General features: G+C 35.5%; 21 protein-coding genes. 18 read left to right on the top strand and 3 right to left on the bottom strand.

From position 1 onward, the window contains the following. The first annotated feature begins 14 nt into the window (after window positions 1–14). The 12 genes from EJ994_RS13090 (at window position 15) to purD (ending at window position 14,269) form a co-directional block, all read left to right on the top strand. Window positions 15–728 carry a GNAT family N-acetyltransferase gene (locus EJ994_RS13090; protein WP_126592900.1) on the top strand — a complete coding sequence of 238 codons (714 nt, stop codon included), beginning with the start codon at window positions 15–17 and terminating at the stop codon, window positions 726–728. Further along, window positions 715–1,854, top strand: a complete 1,140-nt coding sequence (gene rffA, locus EJ994_RS13085) for a dTDP-4-amino-4,6-dideoxygalactose transaminase (protein WP_126593723.1) — start codon at window positions 715–717, stop codon at window positions 1,852–1,854. Before EJ994_RS13090 ends, rffA begins: the two co-directional genes overlap by 14 nt. Next, window positions 1,854–3,017 carry a TDP-N-acetylfucosamine:lipid II N-acetylfucosaminyltransferase gene (locus tag EJ994_RS13080; RefSeq protein ID WP_126592899.1) on the top strand — a complete coding sequence of 388 codons (1,164 nt, stop codon included), beginning with the start codon at window positions 1,854–1,856 and terminating at the stop codon, window positions 3,015–3,017. The genes rffA and EJ994_RS13080 overlap by 1 nt, the downstream gene beginning before the upstream one ends. Then, window positions 3,018–4,301, top strand: a complete 1,284-nt coding sequence (locus tag EJ994_RS13075) for an MOP flippase family protein (protein ID WP_126592898.1) — start codon at window positions 3,018–3,020, stop codon at window positions 4,299–4,301. It begins immediately after the preceding gene. Window positions 4,302–4,314: 13 nt separating this feature from the next. Then, window positions 4,315–5,547 carry a hypothetical protein gene (locus tag EJ994_RS13070; RefSeq protein WP_126592897.1) on the top strand — a complete coding sequence of 411 codons (1,233 nt, stop codon included), beginning with the start codon at window positions 4,315–4,317 and terminating at the stop codon, window positions 5,545–5,547. Between the two features lie 209 nt (window positions 5,548–5,756). Beyond that, a protein-coding gene (locus tag EJ994_RS13065) for an IS3 family transposase (protein WP_126592896.1) occupies window positions 5,757–6,886 on the top strand; the annotation gives its coding sequence in 2 pieces (ribosomal slippage) (window positions 5,757–6,018 and window positions 6,018–6,886; 1,131 coding nt in all). 177 nt (window positions 6,887–7,063) lie between these two features. Further along, window positions 7,064–8,227: a hypothetical protein gene (locus tag EJ994_RS13060; RefSeq protein ID WP_126592895.1), complete on the top strand. Its 1,164-nt coding sequence runs from the start codon at window positions 7,064–7,066 to the stop codon at window positions 8,225–8,227. Next, window positions 8,209–9,531 (top strand): O-antigen ligase family protein, encoded by a 1,323-nt coding sequence (locus EJ994_RS13055; protein WP_126592894.1) that lies wholly within the window; start codon window positions 8,209–8,211, stop codon window positions 9,529–9,531. The genes EJ994_RS13060 and EJ994_RS13055 overlap by 19 nt, the downstream gene beginning before the upstream one ends. Beyond that, window positions 9,491–10,483, top strand: a complete 993-nt coding sequence (locus EJ994_RS13050; protein ID WP_241240780.1) for a DUF1972 domain-containing protein — start codon at window positions 9,491–9,493, stop codon at window positions 10,481–10,483. The genes EJ994_RS13055 and EJ994_RS13050 overlap by 41 nt, the downstream gene beginning before the upstream one ends. 133 nt (window positions 10,484–10,616) lie before the next feature. Further along, window positions 10,617–11,969 carry an exopolysaccharide biosynthesis polyprenyl glycosylphosphotransferase gene (locus tag EJ994_RS13045; protein ID WP_126592893.1) on the top strand — a complete coding sequence of 451 codons (1,353 nt, stop codon included), beginning with the start codon at window positions 10,617–10,619 and terminating at the stop codon, window positions 11,967–11,969. A 6-nt stretch (window positions 11,970–11,975) separates the two neighbouring features. After that, window positions 11,976–12,950 (top strand): UDP-glucuronic acid decarboxylase family protein, encoded by a 975-nt coding sequence (locus tag EJ994_RS13040; protein ID WP_126592892.1) that lies wholly within the window; start codon window positions 11,976–11,978, stop codon window positions 12,948–12,950. A 47-nt stretch (window positions 12,951–12,997) separates the two neighbouring features. Further along, on the top strand, window positions 12,998–14,269 hold the full coding sequence (gene purD / locus EJ994_RS13035) for a phosphoribosylamine--glycine ligase (RefSeq protein ID WP_126592891.1): 1,272 nt from the start codon (window positions 12,998–13,000) through the stop codon (window positions 14,267–14,269). A 130-nt stretch (window positions 14,270–14,399) separates the two neighbouring features. Here the strand turns inward: purD and EJ994_RS13030 are convergent, their stop codons facing one another. Beyond that, window positions 14,400–14,621, bottom strand: coding sequence for a DUF6341 family protein (locus tag EJ994_RS13030; protein WP_099573382.1), 222 nt, complete (start codon window positions 14,619–14,621; stop codon window positions 14,400–14,402). Window positions 14,622–14,661: 40 nt separating this feature from the next. Here EJ994_RS13030 and EJ994_RS13025 point away from each other — a divergent pair, with 40 nt between their 5' ends. From EJ994_RS13025 to EJ994_RS13015, 3 genes are read left to right on the top strand one after another with little or no spacing between them, the layout of a single operon-like run. Next, window positions 14,662–15,600, top strand: coding sequence for a DUF6427 family protein (locus tag EJ994_RS13025; RefSeq protein WP_126592890.1), 939 nt, complete (start codon window positions 14,662–14,664; stop codon window positions 15,598–15,600). Between the two features lie 29 nt (window positions 15,601–15,629). Beyond that, a complete protein-coding gene (locus EJ994_RS13020; protein ID WP_126592889.1) occupies window positions 15,630–16,232 on the top strand; it encodes a DUF4254 domain-containing protein in 603 nt (200 codons plus the stop codon). Continuing rightward, complete coding sequence (locus EJ994_RS13015; protein ID WP_317128088.1) at window positions 16,219–17,268, top strand: glycosyltransferase family 9 protein; 1,050 nt, start codon at window positions 16,219–16,221, stop codon at window positions 17,266–17,268. Before EJ994_RS13020 ends, EJ994_RS13015 begins: the two co-directional genes overlap by 14 nt. Window positions 17,269–17,272: 4 nt before the next feature. Here EJ994_RS13015 and EJ994_RS13010 read toward each other — a convergent pair whose 3' ends face one another. After that, window positions 17,273–17,890, bottom strand: a complete 618-nt coding sequence (locus tag EJ994_RS13010; RefSeq protein ID WP_126592888.1) for a TetR/AcrR family transcriptional regulator — start codon at window positions 17,888–17,890, stop codon at window positions 17,273–17,275. 304 nt (window positions 17,891–18,194) lie between these two features. Between EJ994_RS13010 and EJ994_RS13005 the strand changes: the two genes are divergently transcribed. From EJ994_RS13005 to EJ994_RS12995, 3 genes are all read left to right on the top strand, one after another. After that, entirely contained in the window at window positions 18,195–18,623 is a 429-nt protein-coding gene (locus EJ994_RS13005) for a hypothetical protein (RefSeq protein WP_126592887.1), read from the top strand. A gap of 456 nt (window positions 18,624–19,079) precedes the next feature. Next, window positions 19,080–19,700, top strand: coding sequence for a Crp/Fnr family transcriptional regulator (locus EJ994_RS13000; RefSeq protein ID WP_126592886.1), 621 nt, complete (start codon window positions 19,080–19,082; stop codon window positions 19,698–19,700). A gap of 164 nt (window positions 19,701–19,864) precedes the next feature. Then, window positions 19,865–20,074 carry a DUF2892 domain-containing protein gene (locus EJ994_RS12995; protein WP_126592885.1) on the top strand — a complete coding sequence of 70 codons (210 nt, stop codon included), beginning with the start codon at window positions 19,865–19,867 and terminating at the stop codon, window positions 20,072–20,074. Between the two features lie 101 nt (window positions 20,075–20,175). On the opposite strand, the gene arsS is transcribed toward EJ994_RS12995, so the two are convergent. After that, window positions 20,176–21,231, bottom strand: a complete 1,056-nt coding sequence (arsS, locus tag EJ994_RS12990) for an arsenosugar biosynthesis radical SAM (seleno)protein ArsS (protein WP_099573389.1) — start codon at window positions 21,229–21,231, stop codon at window positions 20,176–20,178. Between the last annotated feature and the right edge of the window lie 55 nt (window positions 21,232–21,286).

The raw sequence follows: 21,286 nt of genomic DNA, 5'->3' as shown, positions 1-21,286 counted from the left end.
GCTATTTGTTGCTTATGGATGTTGAAATAAAAAAATTACCTTGGGATAGTCTTTTCTTTGGTTATTCGATTGGAAAAGTTTTTTTGGATGATTTTGACGAGCATCTTTTGGCTAAGGTTAAGGTTGACTCCGAACGTTTTAAATTATCATACGTTTTCTCCAATGAAAAAATAGACTATAAAGGTTTTAAACATGTAGACACTAAGATAATTTTCAAAAAGGAAAATTTTCAAATTCCGTTTGAGGTGTCAAAAAGTCTCAGTATAACATCATTTGACAAAGATGTACACGACTCTGTCGAGTTGAAAAATTTAGCTCTACAAAGCGGAAAACATTCAAGATTTTATGTAGACGAGGGCTTTAAAAATGATGAGTATGACAAGTTATATAGTGAATGGTTGTCAAAATCATTGAAAAAAAAACTTGCATTTCAGACCTTAGTTGCGCTGGAAGAAAAGAAAATTATTGGTTTTGTAACAATAGCTAAGGTTAACGATGAAACGGCGGAAATTGGATTATTAGCTGTCGATGCTATGACCAGAGGTAAAGGAGTAGGATCCCAACTGATAAACAAAGCTACTCAACTGATATTAGAACTAGGGTACAACAGTTTTTTAGTTGCAACACAGGAAATTAACATTCCAGCAGTTAAATTGTATAAAAAAGCAGGATTTAAAGAATTAAGTTTACAATATATATATCATATTTGGAATGATGATACCCTTTAATAAACCACACTTAACAGGTAAAGAAGTTGATTATATAGCAGATGCTGTGAGTACAGGTAAAATTTCTGGAAATGGAAAGTATACCTTAAAATGCCATGAATTTTTTGAGAGTAAATTTGGATTCTCGAAATGCCTATTGACAACTTCTTGCACGGACGCATTGGAAATGGCGGCTATTTTAATAGATATTGAGCCTGGTGACGAAGTGATTATGCCTTCCTACACTTTTGTATCCACGGCAAATGCATTTGTATTAAGAGGAGCCAAAATAATCTTCGTTGATAGCCGTAAGGACCATCCCGGAATGGACGAGGACAGTATTCCCGCATTAATTACCACAAAAACAAAGGCTATTGTACCAGTTCATTATGCAGGAGTATCCTGTGATATGGACAAAATAATGAGTATAGCGGAGAAACACGGACTGTATGTAATAGAAGATGCCGCACAAGCGATAGATAGTTACTATACGGGCAGTGATGGACTTAAACGGCCTTTAGGCTCCATTGGACATCTGGCGGCGTTTTCTTTTCACGAAACTAAAAATATTATATCAGGGGAAGGAGGAATGTTGGTGATTAATAATCAAAAATTTGAGCATAGAGCGGAGATAATATGGGAAAAAGGCACGAATAGGTCTTCCTTTTTTAGGGGTGAAGTAGATAAATACGGTTGGGTTGACGTTGGATCATCTTTTTTGCCGTCAGAAATAATCTCGGCCTTTCTGTTTTCTCAATTAGAGAATTTGGTTTCTATTCAAACCAGAAGAATAGAAATTTTTAATCGCTATCGATTGGCTTTGCAAAATTGGGCTAATGAAAATAATATAAGGCTTCCAAATATACCCTCGTATGCTACCAATAATGGTCATATGTTTTATATGGTGTTCCCAAATTTTGAACAACGATCCTTAGTAATAAAAGAACTTAAGGAAAAAGAAATTTTATCCGTGTTCCACTATCTAAGTCTGCATAAAAGTGAATTTTACAAACCTTTTTATAACGGGGAAGAACTCGTTATGAGCGACACATACTCTGAATGTTTATTACGTTTACCTCTGTATTACGACCTCGGCAACGATGAAATTGACTTTATTGTAGAGGCAATTAAAATGGCAGGTCTATAATGGTTCTACATTTTGTCAAAGATGAAAAAGTTACTGATCAGATTATAGAAAATTTTGAGCGGATTAATATTGAAAATTGCTTTCTCGTTTTTAGCGATGATAACTTTAAAGAATACAACTACATAAAATCAAAGTCTAAATCGGTATCTCTTTTTAATCAAGGAGATGACGACATAATGGATATTATTCGTAATAAGAGTCCTAAGGCAATTCTACTTCACTCCTTGCATTTAGAATTCGCAAAAGCCTTACTTTCTATTACAATGGATATTAACATTGCATGGTATACTTGGGGTTTTGACGTTTACGGTCTGCCAAAAATAAAACCATCAACATACGCTCCTTTAACTAATGAATTTTTGTTGCGTGCAGATGCTAAACTTTATTTTGGAAGAATAATTTTAAAGTACCAAACGCTACGAAGATTATATTCTGTATTCAATTCAAAAGAAGAAAGCAGATATGATGTTATTTTTAAGTCAATTGAGAAGATAACTTATTTTGTTACCTATATCGAAGAAGATTATCATTGTTTCTCAGATTCTTACCCCAACAAATTAAGTTATCTATATGCACCTTTCAGTACTATATCACAGTATTTAGCTGGGAGTGGAGACACAAAAGTAAAAGAGGATGCCAAGCATATATTGGTAGGCAACTCCAATACTCCAGAATGCAACCATTTGGACGTTTTTGAAAAGCTTAGTCCCTACATGGAGAGCAATGCTTTGGTTTATGTGCCCTTAAGCTATGGAGGCAATGAAACATATAGAGATATGGTGCTAACCAATGGCCGTCGAAGGTTAGGCCCCTCTTTTTGTGCATTATTGGACTTTATGAGTAGAGAAGATTATATTCAGATGCTTGCCTCATGCTCAACAGGCATATTTTATCACTATAGGCAGCAAGCTATGGGAAATATAATTGCCATGTTATATATGGGTGCTAGAATTTATATGTCCTCTAAAAACCCAGCTTTTTCATTTTTCACTAAAAATGATATTCGGGTATTTGATTTTGATTTGGAATTTCAACACTTTAGGAATACGACGTTAGAGGGACAAATTATTGTTAAAAATAGAACAAACCTTAATACTATTTTTAACGAGAAACAGGTTTTAAAAGACTTAGAAATTTTGGCGAAAACCATATCAAAGCAATAGATGTCGCTAAAAGGACAAGTCGTATTAGGTTTAAAGTGGACAACACTGTCCACACTTGTTGTTGCAGTTGTAGCTGTAATAAAAATCAGCGTTCTAGCAAGATTTCTCGAAAAATCGGATTTTGGTTTAATGGCACTAATTTCTTTTGTTATTGGTTTTACTAATTTATTTTCTGACATGGGACTGTCTACCGCCATACTTCATAAACAAAATATTAGCAAAAAAACATACGCTAGTTTATTTTGGTTTAATCTCGTGTTTTCTGTATTACTTTATTTAGTACTGTTTATATGTAGTCCCATTATTGGAGAATTTTATGAAAATCCTGAACTAGGACATCTAATATCTATATTAGGAATAAATCTGGTGCTATCAGGAATTGGAATTCAGTTTAAAACTATTGAAATTAAGAACCTCTTGTTTAAAAACATAGGTATAGTTGAAATTATAGCTGCTCTCATTTCGTTAGTGGTGGCAATCTATCTTGCAATTAAAAATTATGGAGTATTGTCATTGGTATATTCTGCATTAGTACAATATGTAATCTCTAATCTGCTCTACTTTTGTATTGGTATTAGAAAATATGGATTGCTTTTTCATTTTAATTTCTCGGAAACTATTCCTTTCTTAAAAATAGGGTCGTACCAAGTTGGTGGGCAGGTGGCCAATTATTTTAATAGGGATTTGGACATCTTACTAATAGGAAAATTTTTCAGTCCAGAAATATTAGGAGGGTATAGTTTGGCAAAACAATTAGTCTTTAGACCCGCTCAAGTTATTAATCCTATCTTGGTAAAAGTTGCTTCCCCTACATTAGCTAAATTTCAAGATAATATTCTTGAGCTAAAAAATAATTATTTAAAACTTATACGGATAGTTTCCATGATAAATATACCGGTCTATTTGACAATAATAATCTTTGCTCCAATTGTGGTCCAAATATTTTATGGGTCTGGGTTTGATAATATTGTAAGCATTGTAAGGATTTTATCCATATATATGATATTTAGAGCCTTAGGAAACCCAATAGGGAGTTTGGTCATTGCAACGGGAAGAACAGATTTGGAATTCAAATGGAATATATTGAACTTACTCATTATGCCTGTTTTTATTTATGTAGGTTCCAGTTTTGGAATCAATGGGGTGGCTTTTGCATTAACTACGGCAATGACTTTACTCTTTGTGCCTAATTGGAAATACTTGGTTAATAAAATGACAAATGCTAGTTTGATAGAGTACGTAAGGGCCATAGGCACTTTTAATTGGAAAGACTTAAAAAGATAGGATTTAATTAGCTATGAAAAACTTTAAACAGCTATATCTAATAAGTTTCTATATTATTACTCTAATAACTTTTGTTTTTGGAGGTAGTATTCAATTCTTACTAGGTGTTTCCAACACCATCCTCACTTTTTTTTTGACAGGCTTATTATTTTTTGTCTATATGCTTTATGCAGTTTTTAGGCAAAAAGTGGTATTCAATAGGATAGCAATTACGGCAATAATTTATATTGGGGTAGTGCTCGGCACCGCTGTTTTAAGGCAAAGTCCCATAGTGTTGACCTTAACGTATCTTATATTTCCTTTGTTGCCTTTAGGGGTTTATTTGTTTAGTTATATAAATTATAAGGAAAACTATATTTCCCATAAGAAGATACTAAAAATCTTTTATCAAATAGCTTTATTTCAGCTGCCTATTATGTTGGTGCAGAAGTATTTCTTCTCTTTTTTGATACAATTTAATAATAGCGGTCAAACCATAGAATGGTTTGATTTTATGTTCGGTAGTTTTTTTATTAAGTCAGACCATTCCCTTGGGGTATTCCTATTGCTAATAATCGCTATAATTTTATTTAGGGAAAATAGTGTAAAAGGCATTATTAGATTTCCTAAATTGGCTTTGCTATATCTCGTAGCGACGTTATTTCTAACGGAGTCTAATATTTCCAAGTTGTTTGTGGTGATTCTAATATCCACATTTGTAATTATACCAATTTATAAGAAATATAAGGGGACACTTATTTTTAAGATAAGCGTTCTAGCTTTAACCGGATCAATTATTTTAGCAGGTTATAGTTTAAGAGAAAAGCAGTTTATCCAAAACAAGCTTGGAGGTACTTTGGAAAGGCAATTCTCACTGGAAAGTGCACAGAAATTCTATGAATTGGGTACGGCAAAACGTTTTCAGATTATTCTGGTCGCCGCAAAGAAAATAGAAACTAAATACTTGGGAGATGGACCCTATTCCTATTTTGATATCCGTACAGGAAAGTTTACCCAGACGAGACACTTTACGCAACTCATTTGGACGTATTATGACCTAGGCTTGTTAGGCCTTTTAATAGTTTTGTCCTATATAGTATTTCTTACACGTTATTTGAAAATAGAGCGAGGGATTCCCTATATTTTTGGTTTGGGACTCTTTTTGATATATGCGGTTTACACAACTATATTGTCCGATATTGCAATTATGTTTACTTTGGTTACCCTATTTAATCGTAAGACTATTACAAATAAGACCACAACTTAATTTATTTAAAATTTCCTAACGTATTTAATATTACGCAGACATGGTTTTTAGTTCAACGGTTTTTCTTTTTGTTTTCTTTTTAATTCTGGGTAAATTTCTTGTTGAAGAAAACTGTTCGCAATCTTTTTTTTGAAGCACTTCCCATGTAAGCTTCCCTTAAAACCATACTGTTTAAAAGTAGAATAATAATCTTAATTTTAAACAGTATTATGAGAAAGAGTAAATTTTCACCCACGCAGATTGCAAAGATCTTAGAGGAGTTCGATAATGGTAAAAGTGTCGAACAGATAAGCCGTGAGCACGGCGTCAGTTCGGCCAGTTTTTATAAGTGGCGTTCGCGTTATGCGGGCATGAATTCCAAGGAATTTAAGCGACTTAAGGAACTCGAAGAGGAGAACCGCAAGCTAAAGCAGATGTACGCCAATCTGGCGTTGGACCATCAAATGGCCAAGGAGATCATCGAAAAAAAGCTCTGAAGCCTTGCCGTAAGCGCAGTATTGCCAAAGAACTTATTCATTGCGGTATCAGCAGGGCGTGCCGTGTTCTCAATATGAGTAAGAGCGTCTATTATTATAAACCTTTGTCGAAGGACGATAGTGAGATAGAGGAGGCCTTGCGACAAAAAGCGAAGCAACACTCGGAGGAGGGTTTTTGGAAGGCCTACGACCGTTTGCGCAACGAAGGGAGGCAATGGAACCATAAGCGGGTCCACCGCGTGTATAAGGCGCTTGGACTGTCTTTAAGAAGAAAGGCGAAGAAACGCCTGCCGGCAAGGGTCAAGGAGCCCTTGGAGGTCCCCGGCGAGCTCAACCACACCTGGAGTATGGATTTCGTGACCGATGTCCTTGAGAACAAGAGACGCTTCAGGTCGTTCAACGTTATCGATGATTTCAACCGGGAGGCACTTCATGTAGAAGTGAACTTTTCATTGCCAAGCAATCGTGTGGTCTGGGTGCTGAACTACCTTATCAACAAAAGAGGGAAGCCCAAAAGGATACGAATGGACAATGGGCCGGAGTTCATAGCACGCCTGACCAATGATTGGAGCCAAATGCATGATATCGAGTTCAAATATATCCAACCGGGCAAGCCGACACAGAATGCTTTCGTGGAAAGGTTCAACGGGACCTTTCGAAGAGGCGTTCTGGACAAATACATATTCGAGCACATTGACCAGGTAAGGGAACAAACGCACATCTGGATGAAGGATTACAACCATCACCGACCGCACGATGCACTTGGTAAAATGCCGCCCGTAAAATACGCGGAACTTAATTCTTCCGGGGCTAGCCCCGGAAGAATTAAAAACGATAACTTTAATGGAGTTTTAGAAAAATAAGCAGTTCTACTTGGGGGTAGCTTACACCCACACTTAATAGACATTTACAGAAAAAAGGTTGGGGCACAGAAAAATCTCATAGATTTGTATGAGTCCCATCTTGTGATTCCATGTAGTGTTAAGCGGTACATGCTTACGATGTGGGATTTAACATATATCTAACTTAAACAATTATCAATGGACATAATGGTGATTCCTTTTCATGATTGGAGAAAAAGTGAAAAAGAAGGATTTAGGACAAGAGACGTACATTTTATAAGAGCTTTGGCGAATCATAAGTTTTCTAATAGACTATTGGTCATAAATAGGCCAATTACAAAATTGGAGCTAGTTTATAAGGGCTTTAAAAAGCAACTTAGGGGTAACATAGTTTTAAAAGCGGGTAAATGTACTTTAACTCAAGTAGACACCAACATTTTTGTGGCAGACTATTATTCTCAGGATGTCATAGGTCAGGCTGCTCATAGATTTAAATGGTTTATTAACGCTTATAATGAAGATGGCTACAAAGATTTTATTTATAATGCTTGTAGCTACCTACAATTTGATAATGCCAAGTTACTTACACAAAATATTTTTGCTTATAAATTAGCACTGTCCCTATCTGCGACCAATAAAGTTTTCGATGCGTGGGACAACTTCTTGAAATTTCCTGGTTACTCACATTTAAAGAAGGACCTGCAATTAGGCTACGCAGAAATGTCAAGAGAAATAGCTAGTTGGACCACAAATTCTAACGAGAATATCAATTTTTATAAGCAAAATTTTAAGGTCAAGAATATAGATTTATTAAAGAATGGAGTTAAAACTGATTTTGCAGAAGGTCAATTCATTTTGCCACAGGACTTGCTATCTATTAAAAAACCATGGATAGGTTTTGGAGGCAAAATTTCCTATTTGATGGATTCCGAATTAATCAACTATATATCTGCAGACAATCCAGATTCTTCATTTATTTTCGTTGGCCAAATTTTGGATAAAAGAGTCTATCAAAAAATAATAAAACGCAAGAATGTCTTCTTTTTGGGTGATAAAAAATATGACATGTATGCGAACTATGTAAAAAGTTTCGATATCTGTATCGTGCCCTATAATGTAAAAAATAAACAACATGGTGGAGATTCCATGAAAGCATATGAATATCTTTTAGCCAAAAAAAAAGTCGTGGGTACCAATGGCAACGGTTTGGAAGATTTAAAGGACTATATTTATGTAGAGGACACTCCAGAAAATTTTTCAGCGCAATTAAAAACGTTAGATAATCAAAAGATAGAATTGCCAATAGAACAACATTCGTGGCTTTCAAAAGCGCAAACTTTACTATGTATTTTGGACAAATAAAACATACTATTTATAACAGCCTTAAAAAATACAATAAAAGCGAGCTAGTATTGGCAGCCATGATTTTTGGAATACCTTTCACTATAAATTTTGGTAATGCTTTATTAATTGTAGGAGTTATATTTTCGCTGTACGGGTTTAGGTCTAAATTCGGAGCGTGTCGAAATTCCAGAATCCCTTATTTTTTAATTTTTCCAACTTTACTTTTCCTAATGATCTTGTTAAGTGCAATGTTTAGTAAAGATGTACATGCGGGCTTAGTCCAAGTTGAAAAGAATATCTTGTTTATAATCATACCACTAGCTTTGTATTTGTTAAGTTATAATAGAAAGACAGACTATTCCTTATTGTTTAAGGTTTTTGTTATTGCCAATTTTACAATCACGCTAATATTGATTTTGGCAGGTGTTTTTAGAATCATAGACGGGGAAACGTATGAGGTGCTATTTTTTCATGAACTTGGTTCCATTCTAGACTTGCATCCAGTTTATATTGCTTTAAGCATAAGTATTTCCATGTTTTACATCACACAGTATCACATAGATGATACCATAATACAAAAAAAGAGAGGGCTGTTTGTAATTGCTTTGTTGAGTTACTTCTATATGGTATTGTTCTTGTGTGCTTCAAAATCTGTAATTATAATTTTCACACTTATATATGTGTTTCAGCTTTTCTCCGTCATTCGAAAGCAGAAAATAAAATTGTTTGCTCTTTTGGCGATAACTGCTTTAATGGTAAATTTTTTTAGTTTTTCAATGGTGTCAGATAGATTTATAGAAGGTCTTCATTTCAATATCTTAAAATTTGAACCAACTGAAAAAATTGAAAATGCAAAGGTTTTTACAAATAAGGAAAAGGAAGAAATTAGTGATTTAGAGCTAAGATATATTATGTTTAAAATTGGATTGTTTCACACTATAAAGGAAAATAAGTGGATATGGGGATACGGTATAGGAGATGTACAAGATCATATAGATTTTTATTATATGATATACGGTCTCGCACCTGGCTGGTTTGAAGGTTACAATCTGCACAATCAGTATGTCCAATATTTTGTTAGTTATGGCTTAATGGGGACTATCTTCTTTTTGGTTTATTTAGTATATAGTGTTATTCTTGCATTAAGAACCAATAATAAGCTAGCCCTATTGTTCTTATTTCTAGTTGTATTTATTTTTCTATTTGAATCTCTACTTTCAAGAAATAAGGGTATTGTAATTTTTCTTTTTTTCAACACACTTTTTATAATTCAGTCATTAAATGAAAATAGGGATATTGGGAACCAGAGGAATTCCAAATAATCATGGAGGTTTTGAACAATTTGCGGAGTATTTGTCTAGATATTTGGCAAAGATTGGGCATGAGGTATACGTTTATAATTCTCATTCACATCCTTATCAGGAAAAGATTTGGGAAGGAGTACATATTGTTCATGAACTTGACCCAGAAGATAAAATTGGAACCGCGGGGCAGTTTATTTATGATTTCAATTGTATTCTGGATAGTAGAAAAAGAGATTTTGACGTATTGCTACAACTAGGCTATACCAGTAGTTCAATATGGGCTTGGCTTTTGCCGAAGGAACCTGTGATTATAACAAATATGGACGGCTTAGAGTGGAAAAGAACGAAATATTCCAAATTGGTTAGACTATTTTTAAAAATAGCGGAAAAATTAGCTGTTAGAACCAGTGATTACCTGGTGGCTGACTCTATTGGCATAAAGAAGTACTTAAAAGAAAAGTATAATAGACAAGCAGAGTATATAGCTTATGGTGCAGAAGTTTTTGATGCGCCAAATAGTGAAATTCTGGAAGAATATAATGTCCAAGCGGGTACATATAATATGTTAATCGCCAGATTAGAGCCAGAGAATAATATAGAAATTATTTTAGATGGTGTTGCCAAATGTCAATTAAGACATAAGTTCCTTGTAGTCGGAAAGCATGAAACTAAATTTGGGGAATATCTCAAGGAAAAATTCAAGGATTGGAATCATATTGAATTTTTAGGAGGAATTTATAACTTAGACCATTTGAATAATTTAAGATATTATTCAAATCTATATTTTCACGGTCATTCGGTTGGAGGCACAAACCCTTCACTTCTAGAAGCAATGGCTTCCAGTTGTCTAATTGTTGCAAATGATAACTTATTCAATAAGGGCATACTTGGAGAAGATGCGCTATATTTTAATGATTCAAATGATGTATTAACCAGTCTAAGTAAAGAAAAAAAGACTATAATTATTTAATTGAAAATAATATTATTAAAATAAACAAGGAATTAAATTGGAAGTATATAAACGGTAAGTATGAAGAGTATTTGAGTAATTGTGTTAACCTTAAATAGCAGGTAAATTTTATCGAAGCTAGATATTCCAAACAATGATTTTCAAACAAGGTAGGTATTCCGGTTTTATCACTCCCTTATCCTATATATTGGATCTGCTGGTAATAAATCTATTTACACTTTTTCTACCCATTAATTTTCAGAATCCCGTACTCTTCCATAGCTATATTTCTATTGCATGGATCATACTGTCTTTCAAGAATGAATTTTACGAGGTTTACAGATATTCTAAGGTAGTTGCCATTCTTAGAAAATTGTTTACACAGTTCGTATTTTTCTTCTTGATTCTATACGCCTATATTGGCTTTTTTAAACAGCCTTTAATGAGTAGGCTGGCGTTAGGCAAGTATTTTCTTTTAGTATTTTTGCTCATTGCCGCGCTCAAATTCCTGAATTATATACTTCTTATGCAATACAGAAGTTTATGGAAAGGAAATACTAGAAACGTTGTCGTTATAGGAAAAAGTAAAAAGGCTAACCAGCTTATTGAGGTTTTTGAAGAGCGAAAGGAGTATGGATACATGTTCAAGAGACAATTTTCTCCTCGGGACCAAAACTTTGATTTGATAGCATGTTTCCGATATATAGTGAACAATAATATCGATGAAATATACTGTTCGGTTTCAGAACTTAAGAACGATGAATTATCCGCATTCATCAACTTTGCGGATAATAATTTAAAAACCTTGAAATTCCTGCCAGATAACAAAAACATCTTTTCGAAGAAACTAAAGTTTGAATACTACGATTATCTTCCAATACTCTCCTTAAGGGATATCCCCCTCCATAACTCATTAAACGCATTACTTAAGAGAGGTTTTGATATTCTGTTTTCTTTAGCAGTAATCTTTGGCCTGCTCATATGGTTAGGGCCAATTTTGGCATTGCTGATTAGGTTAGAATCAAAAGGCCCTGTATTTTTTATTCAAAAGCGAACGGGATTCGATAATCGAGAGTTTCAATGTTTCAAATTCCGTTCTATGGGTATGAACGATGCTGCGGATGCTAAACAGGCAGGAAAGAATGACATGCGTGTAACTAAAATTGGTAAATTTATCCGAAAGACAAGTATTGATGAACTCCCCCAGTTTTACAACGTTTTATTTGGCAATATGTCCGTTGTTGGACCCAGGCCTCATATGCTAAAACATACCGATGAGTATGCAAATAGGGTCGATAAGTATATGTTACGACATTTTGTAAAACCCGGAATCACCGGTTTGGCGCAGGTAAGAGGGTATAGGGGAGAAATCGAAAAAGAAAGTGATATACAAAATAGGATTAAGTTCGATATATTTTACGTGGAGAACTGGTCTTTTTTTATGGATTTAAAGATCATTGTGCAAACAGTTATAAATGCAATTTCTGGCGAGGAAAAGGCGTATTAAAGAAGTATGAAGAAAGTTTTAATTACTGGCGCGGCGGGATTCCTAGGTTCTCATTTGTGCGATCGTTTTATAAAAGAAGGTTTTCATGTCATAGGCATGGACAATCTAATTACAGGAGATTTAAAAAACATTGCACACCTTTTTCCATTGGAACAATTTGAGTTTCATCATCATGACGTGTCTACTTTCGTGCACCTAGAAGGGAAATTGGATTATATCTTACATTTTGCTTCTCCCGCTAGCCCTATAGATTATCTAAAGATTCCAATAGAGACCCTAAAAGTCGGTTCTTTGGGAACATTAAACCTATTAGGCCTGGCTAAGCAGAAAAATGCGCGCATATTGGTGGCTTCTACTTCTGAGGTATATGGCGACCCTTTGGTACATCCACAAAACGAGGAATATTACGGTAACGTTAGTCCCGTTGGGCCAAGAGGCGTTTATGATGAGGCAAAACGCTTTATGGAATCCATTACAATGGCTTATCACCGTTATCACGGCTTGGAAACAAGAATAGTACGCATTTTTAACACCTACGGGACCAGAATGCGCTTAAACGACGGAAGGGTGGTACCTGCATTTATGGGGCAGGCATTACGTGGTGAAGATTTGACCGTTTTCGGTGACGGTTCTCAAACCAGGTCTTTTTGTTATATAGATGATCAAGTAGAAGGAATATACCGTTTATTATTTAGTGATTATGCGGAACCGGTAAATATTGGAAATCCGCATGAAACAACCATTAAGGAATTTGCTGAAGAGATAATTGCACTTACTGGGACCGATCAAAAGATTATTTATAAACCCTTACCTAAAGATGATCCCTTGCAAAGGCAACCGGATATCACCAGGGCAAAAGAGATACTCGGATGGGAACCTAAAGTGAGTCGCTCAGAGGGATTAAAAATCGTATATGATTATTTCAAATCGTTGTCTCCTGAGGAGCTGCAACGGAAAGAGCATAGGGATTTCACCTCTTAAGCACCTGAATTTTAGTTCTAACAACCATTTATAGTAATTAGAGAAACATGAAGATTTTAATATTAGGTTCCGGAGGCAGGGAGCACGCATTGGCTTGGAAACTTTCGCAAAGTAACATATTACAACAGTTATTTGTTGCCCCTGGTAACGCGGGAACTTCAAAGCTCGGAAAAAACATACCAATTGGTGTAAACGATTTTGAAGCTATTAAGGAATTTGTTCTTTCCAATGGTGTAAACATGGTGATTGTAGGTCCAGAGGATCCTTTGGTCAATGGCGTCCATGATTTCTTTTTGATGAATGAAGAGTTAAAGAAAATACCGGTGATAGGACCGCAGAAGCACGCAGCTACTTTAGAGGGGAGTAAAGAATTTGCCAAGGAATTTATGATGCGCCACAATATCCCTACGGCGCAGTACAAAAGTTTTACGGCTACTACGATTGATGAAGCTTATTCCTTTATGGAGACCCTTCATCCTCCTTACGTGTTAAAAGCGGATGGACTTGCTGCCGGAAAAGGTGTAGTTATTTTGAATAACATAGAGGACGCCAAGATAGAGCTACAGTCTATGCTATTGGACCAGAAATTTGGCGTCGCCAGCAAAACCGTTGTTATAGAGGAGTTTCTCGACGGTATTGAACTCAGCGTCTTTGTTCTTACAGATGGTGAAAACTATAAGCTGCTACCCACGGCAAAAGACTATAAGCGTATTGGTGAAGGTGACACCGGCCTTAATACAGGCGGTATGGGAGCCATATCACCAGTCCCTTTTGCAGATAACGTGTTAATGACACAGATAGAGGAGCAAATTGTCAAACCTACAGTAGAAGGACTTAAAATTGATGGTCTTCCCTATAAAGGATTTATTTTTATTGGTCTTATCAAGGTTGGTGAAAAAGCCAAGGTAATCGAATATAACGTGAGATTGGGAGATCCAGAGACAGAGGTCGTGATTCCACGGATCAAAAATGATTTGGTTTCCGTATTTCAGGCAGTGGCCAATCAAAGTTTAAATGAGTTAGACCTTCAAATAGATGAACGGACTGCTACCACGGTTATGACCGTCTCTGGCGGCTATCCAGGAAACTATGAAAAAGAAAAAGAAATATCCGGCATCGACGCTATAGAAGATTCATTAGTCTTTCATGCAGGAACAAAACTGATTGGTGAAAAGGTAGTAACGAATGGAGGCCGTGTAATAGCTATAACTTCTTATGGGGACAATTTTAAAGAAGCGCTGAAAACGTCATACAAAAATGTTTCTAAACTATCGTTCGAAGGAATGAATTTTAGAGAAGATATTGGATTTGACCTCTAGTTGTAAATAATCTCAGGAAAAACCCACGAGTAATAGAAAGAAACCCAACGTTTATTTATAAGTAAGCATCGGAGTTAAAGTAATCTCGATTACAGAGTAAACTCAAAAGATGTTTAGATTCTTGGCTATTTTACAAGTAAGAGTGAGAAGTAATGGATTTATCTTCTTCGCCATTATCGTTGTACTTTTTTAATTCTATCATCCAATAAACAAAGGCTACCGAACCTATAATCATAAACAGCCAATTGACGGTATTGGCAACAGTCCAGCTTTCGACAAATCTTAAAAAGTCAAAGGGAGCAAAAAGTACATTAACGAATAAATCCTCAATACCTTCAAAAAATGATTTCATCTTATCCTATATTTACAATGCAAAAATATAAAAATCATACATGATTTCAAGCATTTTTGGAAAAACAAAACCTATCAATTTTATAATCCTCTTAGGTTTTATATTTCTTGTTTACTGGTGTGTGCAATTTTATCTTCTAGAAAATGAATTTTCGAGAGATACAATTCTATTAAAATCAGTGGTCTTGAGCATACTGCTTTTTAGTGTATTCGTCATAGATTTTATAGTGAAACGCAATAAAATTACGGGTCCCAATACGTTTTCAATACTGTTTTATGCGTTACTGTTGATTGTCTTTCCTGAGACCCTTGGCGATAACAATGTTATTTTATGTGCTTTTTTTTTACTATTGGCCACTCGGCGCTTGTTGAGCATAAAATCCTTGAAGGATATTAAGTCTAAAATATTCGACGCAACCTTATGGATACTAATATCCAGTCTTTTTTACGATTGGGCAATTATTTACCTCATACTTGTCTTTGCAGCAATCTATATTTATGACCCTAAGAATATCCGGAATTGGATGGTGGTTATGGCGGCTACATTTTGTTATTTCATCATCTTATTGGGCGTTTTAATTCTAATCGACAAAACCTCTTTTCTCAATTCGCATTATAGTTTTACAATCGCCTATGACAGATTCTATTGGCCAAATTGGGGGTCTAGCATAAGGTTATTACTCTATATTATACTAAACGGCATTTTAGCGTTGTGGGCTTTTTTAAAATTGGGAAAAGCAGGAGCGGGAAAGATTACGGTCATAAGAATTATTGCGCTATCATTTATTCTAGGGCTTATAGTGAATATTCTGGTAGTATCGGATAGCTCCTATGCGCTCATGATTACCTTTTTCCCTTCAGTAATTTTTATAACGAACTATATAGAGACCATCAAGAAATCAAACATTCTGGAAGCAGTGCTAATGATCAGTATTTTTCTTCCTTTGGTGCTTTTCATATCTAGGCTTGCCCTAAAATAATTAAAGTATCTTTGTAAAAAAGAGCGCTTATGTTCAGTGATTTCGCCTTTAAAATATTCGAGGAAAGTATTGAAAAATATCATATCAAGGATGATGTATACCAACCATTTATTAATCCTTATGACAAAGGAAGTATCTCACATTTATTGTATAGGAAAAATTGGATAGATACGGTTCAATGGCATTATGAGGATATCATACGCGACCCTGAAATAGACCCGGCTGCGGCACTTACGCTAAAGCGGAAAATTGATGCCAGCAATCAAGACAGAACAGACTTAGTGGAATACATCGATAGTTATTTCTTAGAAAAATACCGTACGGTAGAAATAAAGAAAACGGCTAGCATTAATACCGAAAGTCCCGCTTGGGCAATAGATCGTTTATCCATTTTGTCCCTTAAAATATATCACATGAGAGAAGAGGCAAACAGAACGGATGCCTCAAAGGATCATTTAGAGAAATGTGAATCTAAACTCAAGGTATTACTAGAGCAGAAGCAGGACCTATCTTCTGCAATAGACCAGTTGCTTTTTGATATCGAATCCGGTGATAAATACATGAAAGTGTATAAACAAATGAAGATGTATAATGATGAGGAACTAAACCCCATCTTACGTGGCCAAAAGTAAACCATCACATTTATTGGTCATCAGACTTTCTGCCATGGGAGATATTGCCATGACCGTGCCCGTTCTATTGGCGCTTACACAACAATATCCGAGTCTTAAGATTACGGTCCTTACTAGAGCTTTTTTTGCACCTATATTTTCTAGTATCTCCAATGTAACCGTTTATTCCGTAGATGTAAAAGGTAAACATAAAGGGTTCTTTGGACTATGGAAGCTTGCTAAAGAATTAAGAACACTTGATATCGACGCGACGGCGGATTTGCATCATGTACTACGAAGCACTATTTTAAAACAATTCCTTAGGTTCAGCGGTATTCCTGTTAAGCAATTGAACAAGGGTAGGTCGGCTAAGAAAGCACTGACCAGAGCTGAAAATAAGACTTTTACGCCCTTAAAGACAACTCATCAACGTTATGCGGAAGTATTTAAAGTTTTAGGCTTTCCCATACAACTTGAAGCTGAACACGTTTTAGAGCCTGTGTTGCTCAGTAAAGAGACGAGGACTACTCTTGGTCTTAGTAAAAAGAAACTTATTGGGATCGCCCCATTTGCGGCCTTTAAAGGGAAAACCTACCCCTTAGAACTTATGGAAAAGGTAATCTATGGATTACAAGACCTTAAGGATTACGAAATGGTATTGTTTGGAGGAGGGGAAAAAGAAAAAGCACAGCTTGAAATATGGGAAAATAAATTTGAGCATTGTATCAGTGCGGTGGGTAAAATTGCCTTTTCGGAGGAACTGATATTGATATCCAACCTTAGTGTAATGTTGTCCATGGACAGTGGTAATGGTCACTTAGCGGCGATGTATAAAGTTCCTACCGTAACACTTTGGGGAGTTACCCATCCTTATGCCGGTTTCTATCCTTTTAATCAAATGGGAAATACTTTAGTATCGGATAGAACTAAATATCCTGAAACACCTACCTCAGTTTACGGAAATAAATTTCCTCCGGGATATGAAAAAGCGATGGAGACCATTGCTCCGGAAAAAATACTTAAAAAGATTCTTGAAATCTTGAACAGAACATCTTAACATGCTATACACTAACAGGCTTCGCTTCTATAGACCTGAAATACTGTCTCAACTGACTCATAAAGCGATATTTTTTTGCACTCGGTGCAACTCCAACCATTAACGTTCTTATCCCAAAGTAAGCACTCATAAGATAGGTGGCCACCGCTTCGCAGTCCACATGTCTGTCTATATATCCATTAAATTTTCCTTTTTGTAGGGTTGAGACCAAGTTCACTTCCCAGATGGAGACAATTTCACTTAAGTGTTTCATGATGGTTTCATTCTTACCCTGAAACTCTGTTAAAAAGTTGCTTAGCATACAGCCAAAATCCGTTTCGTTATGTACTGCTGTTTCTAGTGCTTCCTCAAAACAGTTGGTAATTAAATCCAAGGGATTATCGTACCCTTCAATAGGTTCTATCAAAGTGCTATACACTTTTCTTGCCATTAAGTTTTGTACGATTTGAACGAAGAAGTCCTCTTTGGAATCAAAATGATAGTAAAAAGCACCTTTAGAAAGAGAGAGCTCTTTAAGAATATCGTCAACGCTGGTATTGTAATATCCTTTCTTGTAAAATAATTCAAGCCCTGTAGCCTGCATACGTTGCATGGTCGCCATGCGTTTTAAAGATTTGTTCATGATTTCAAGATTTGGGTTAATCCGACCATAGGGTCTGTACAAAGAACTCGCACATTGCATTTCTAGGGATGATATTTGGACATACGTACGGAAATTATCGGTCAAAGTTCATAATATCGACGTACTACCTAGTTTTCTGAAATATAAACCGACCGCCCGGTCGGTTTAAGTGCTTTCTTTTTAGGATGAAAATCAGCAAGCCAAGCAAAATAAGAGCCACTCATGTTACTTTTAAGTGTTTTTGTGGACAAACAATAGTACTACAGCATATCCAATAGAACATGCGAGGGTAATAATTTAAAAAATGAAGGATATAAGGACCAACTTAAGAATCATGTTCTTAGTAGTTATGTGCTATCTACTGAACAAATATATGTTACGCCCCTTCGTCTTAGATAATGGCCTTGATGGATTTACAAATGTATTTGTCCTATCATTTCCAAATCTTTGTGAGGCCATTTTAGGCACCTTATTGCTAACGAACATAGCTCTTGTTGTAAATACAAAATGGTTTAAGGAGTATAGAATAAAAACGTTTTTTATATATCCTACTGTGGTTTTATTAGCAGCAATCTATGTAATCACTCAAGAACTTAAAATACATAACTTGGGAGGAAGGAACGTTTATGACCTTAATGATGTACTGTTTTCAATTATAGGACTACTTCTTGCCCTCGTATATTTACTCATAAAAAGGCCCCAATATTCGGACAGCGATAACTTTGCTGGTTAAATGAAATTTGACTCTTAATTATAATCAGGAAACCTTCACATTATTTTATTGACAAACTATTTGCTGGCTGCCAATCTTTTACATTTACTAGATTATTTTTTATTCGTTCAGGAAAATAGTATTGGAAGAATTTATTAATCAGATAATTCTTTGCAGTATTGGTAGCTTACCATTAGAAAAGAGTGGAATAAATTTAAACCAATTGTCCATTTTTTTAAATCTAACGGTTAAATAGATTGTATCGAGGCACTTAATAACTAACGCTGTTAGGAGGCATAGTCGCGGTAATAAATAGTAGGAGTTTCAATTGTCGTAAGAAAAAACAATTAATTAGTCCTATGGTTGAAGCTGCTACTGGTGGGGTCTAAACAATGGAACCAACCGTTGTCTAACCCGATTAATTTGTGCGAGTGCATAGAATTATTTTAACTTACTGACAATTAGTGATCGATTTCCATGGAAAAACTAAATGAAAAACTACCTTTTTTAAGCAAGGAAATTATAGATGAGTTTAAACAATATGCTACGGTAAAAGACTTTTCTAAAGGAACTCAAATTCTAAGAGAGGAACAGTATGTAAAAGTGTTGCCCATTGTATTGAAAGGCGTTGTAAAAGTGTTCTCAAACTTTGGTGAAAAAGAATTGCTACTTTATTATATAGAAGCCAGCCAGAGTTGCGTAATGACTTTTTCCGCAGCAATGAGTAATAGCCCAAGTAGAATTTTTGCAACAACGGAAGAAAACGCAAAGATTCTTTTATTACCAACCAAGAACATTTCTGGCTGGTTAAAGAGGTTTCCGGAGTTCAATCAATTATTTTATAATCAATACGATTTAAGATACACGGAACTTTTAAGTACCATTCAGTATATTTTAGTAGATAAGATAGATGTAAGGCTCTATAAGTATTTAGAGCAAAAAGCTACTGTTACCCATCAAGAATATCTGAAAACAACGCATAGTCAAATCGCTACTGAATTAGGTACTGCTAGGGAAGTTATTAGTAGAGCATTAAAAAAGTTAGAGCTTCAAGAAAAAATCATTCAAAATACTCATGGGATTAAAATATACCCTTAGTGACTTTAGTCACTGTATTTTAGTAAGATATACATGATATTTGTTCTAATGAAAAAAAGCAAGATGGTTAAACTTATAGGAGTTTGCGTCACTTGCGCGCTTCTGTTTTATCTATTGTATGTAATCATTGAAAACTATAGTTAAACCTATTAAAACATAGCATTATGAAAAAGAATATGGGAAATACTGACAAAATTATTCGATTTGTATTGGCCGCTATAATCACTGTACTTTATTTTACAGGAACTGTTACTGGAACTTTAGGTATTGTGTTACTTATAGTGGCCGGTGTTTTTATAGTTACAAGTCTTGTTAATTTTTGTCCGTTATATACTTTATTTGGTTTAAAAACTTGTCCTGCGGAAAAACGATAGGTCAAGTAATATTCTAAACTAAAAACCACCCAATGCAGCCATGGGTGGTCTTCAGTTTTCAGAGCAAAGCTTGGCAATAATAAATCGGGGTCAATGCCCCCCTACGCCACCGTCCCTTGACAACTGCTTCCTGCACCTGCGGTACAACCATAACAGTGCTGTGAAATAATGATGTTTCTATCGTTTAGCAAATCTTCATTATAGTCTTTAATGTGCTTTACCTTGCTGGCTACTTTAAGGTCTAACATCTGGTTAAAATCACAATCGTATAACCAACCATCCCAACTAATAGAAATCGTATTGGTACACATTACATTTGCCACAGCAGAGGGGTTATAAGCTTCAACCAAAGCATACATATAGTCCTCATAATTTTCGGAGGCGATTAGGTAGTCTAAGAAACGAGCAATAGGCAAGTTTGTAATGGCAAAGAGGTTATGGAACTGAATGCCAAAATCCTCATCTAAAGCCTTCTTAAAGTCCTTTTCCATGGCCATTTGGTCGCCTGGCAAATAGGCTCCGGATGGGTTATAGACTAAATCCAATCGCAAATCACTACCCGGCATTCCGTATCCACGTGCGTTGAGTTCCTGTAAGGCTTTTATGGACTTATCAAAAACACCGTCTCCGCGTTGCTTATCCGTTTTTCCACGGGTATAATGTGGCATAGAGGAGATGACATGCACATTGTGTTTTTTAAAGAAATCTGGCAGATGGTAGTATTTTTTATTCGCCCTAATAATAGTAAGGTTAGAACGTACAATAAAATCTTTAATCCCGGCTTTTGCAGCTTCTTCTACAAACCATTCAAAATCAGGATTCATTTCTGGTGCACCACCTGTTAAATCCAAGGTGTGCGCCCCTGTATTTTTAATTACCTCAAGACACTGCTTCATAGTTTCGCGGGTCATGATTTCCTTTCGGTCCGGACCAGCATCTACGTGGCAATGTTCACACACTTGGTTGCACATATACCCCACATTAATCTGAAGGATTTCCAACTTTTTAGGACGCAACGGAAAATGCCCTATTTCCCCAATCTTATCTTTAAAGTAAGGGAGTTCTCCATCGGCAAAGATGCCTCCGTTTAAAATATCGAGCTGACGGTTACTTTGTGCAAGCTCGTTTCCTTTTGCTTTTAATGATTTTGTAGCCATTTCTTTTTTGTTGTTTGTTGCTCGTTGTTCGTTGATGGTTGTCAGTAAGTATCCA

The sequence above is a fragment of the Maribacter sp. MJ134 genome, from assembly GCF_003970695.1.
In the GTDB taxonomy this organism is placed as follows: domain Bacteria; phylum Bacteroidota; class Bacteroidia; order Flavobacteriales; family Flavobacteriaceae; genus Maribacter.
Note: the sequence above shows the minus strand (reverse complement) of the source record. Positions and strands in the feature narration are given on the sequence as shown.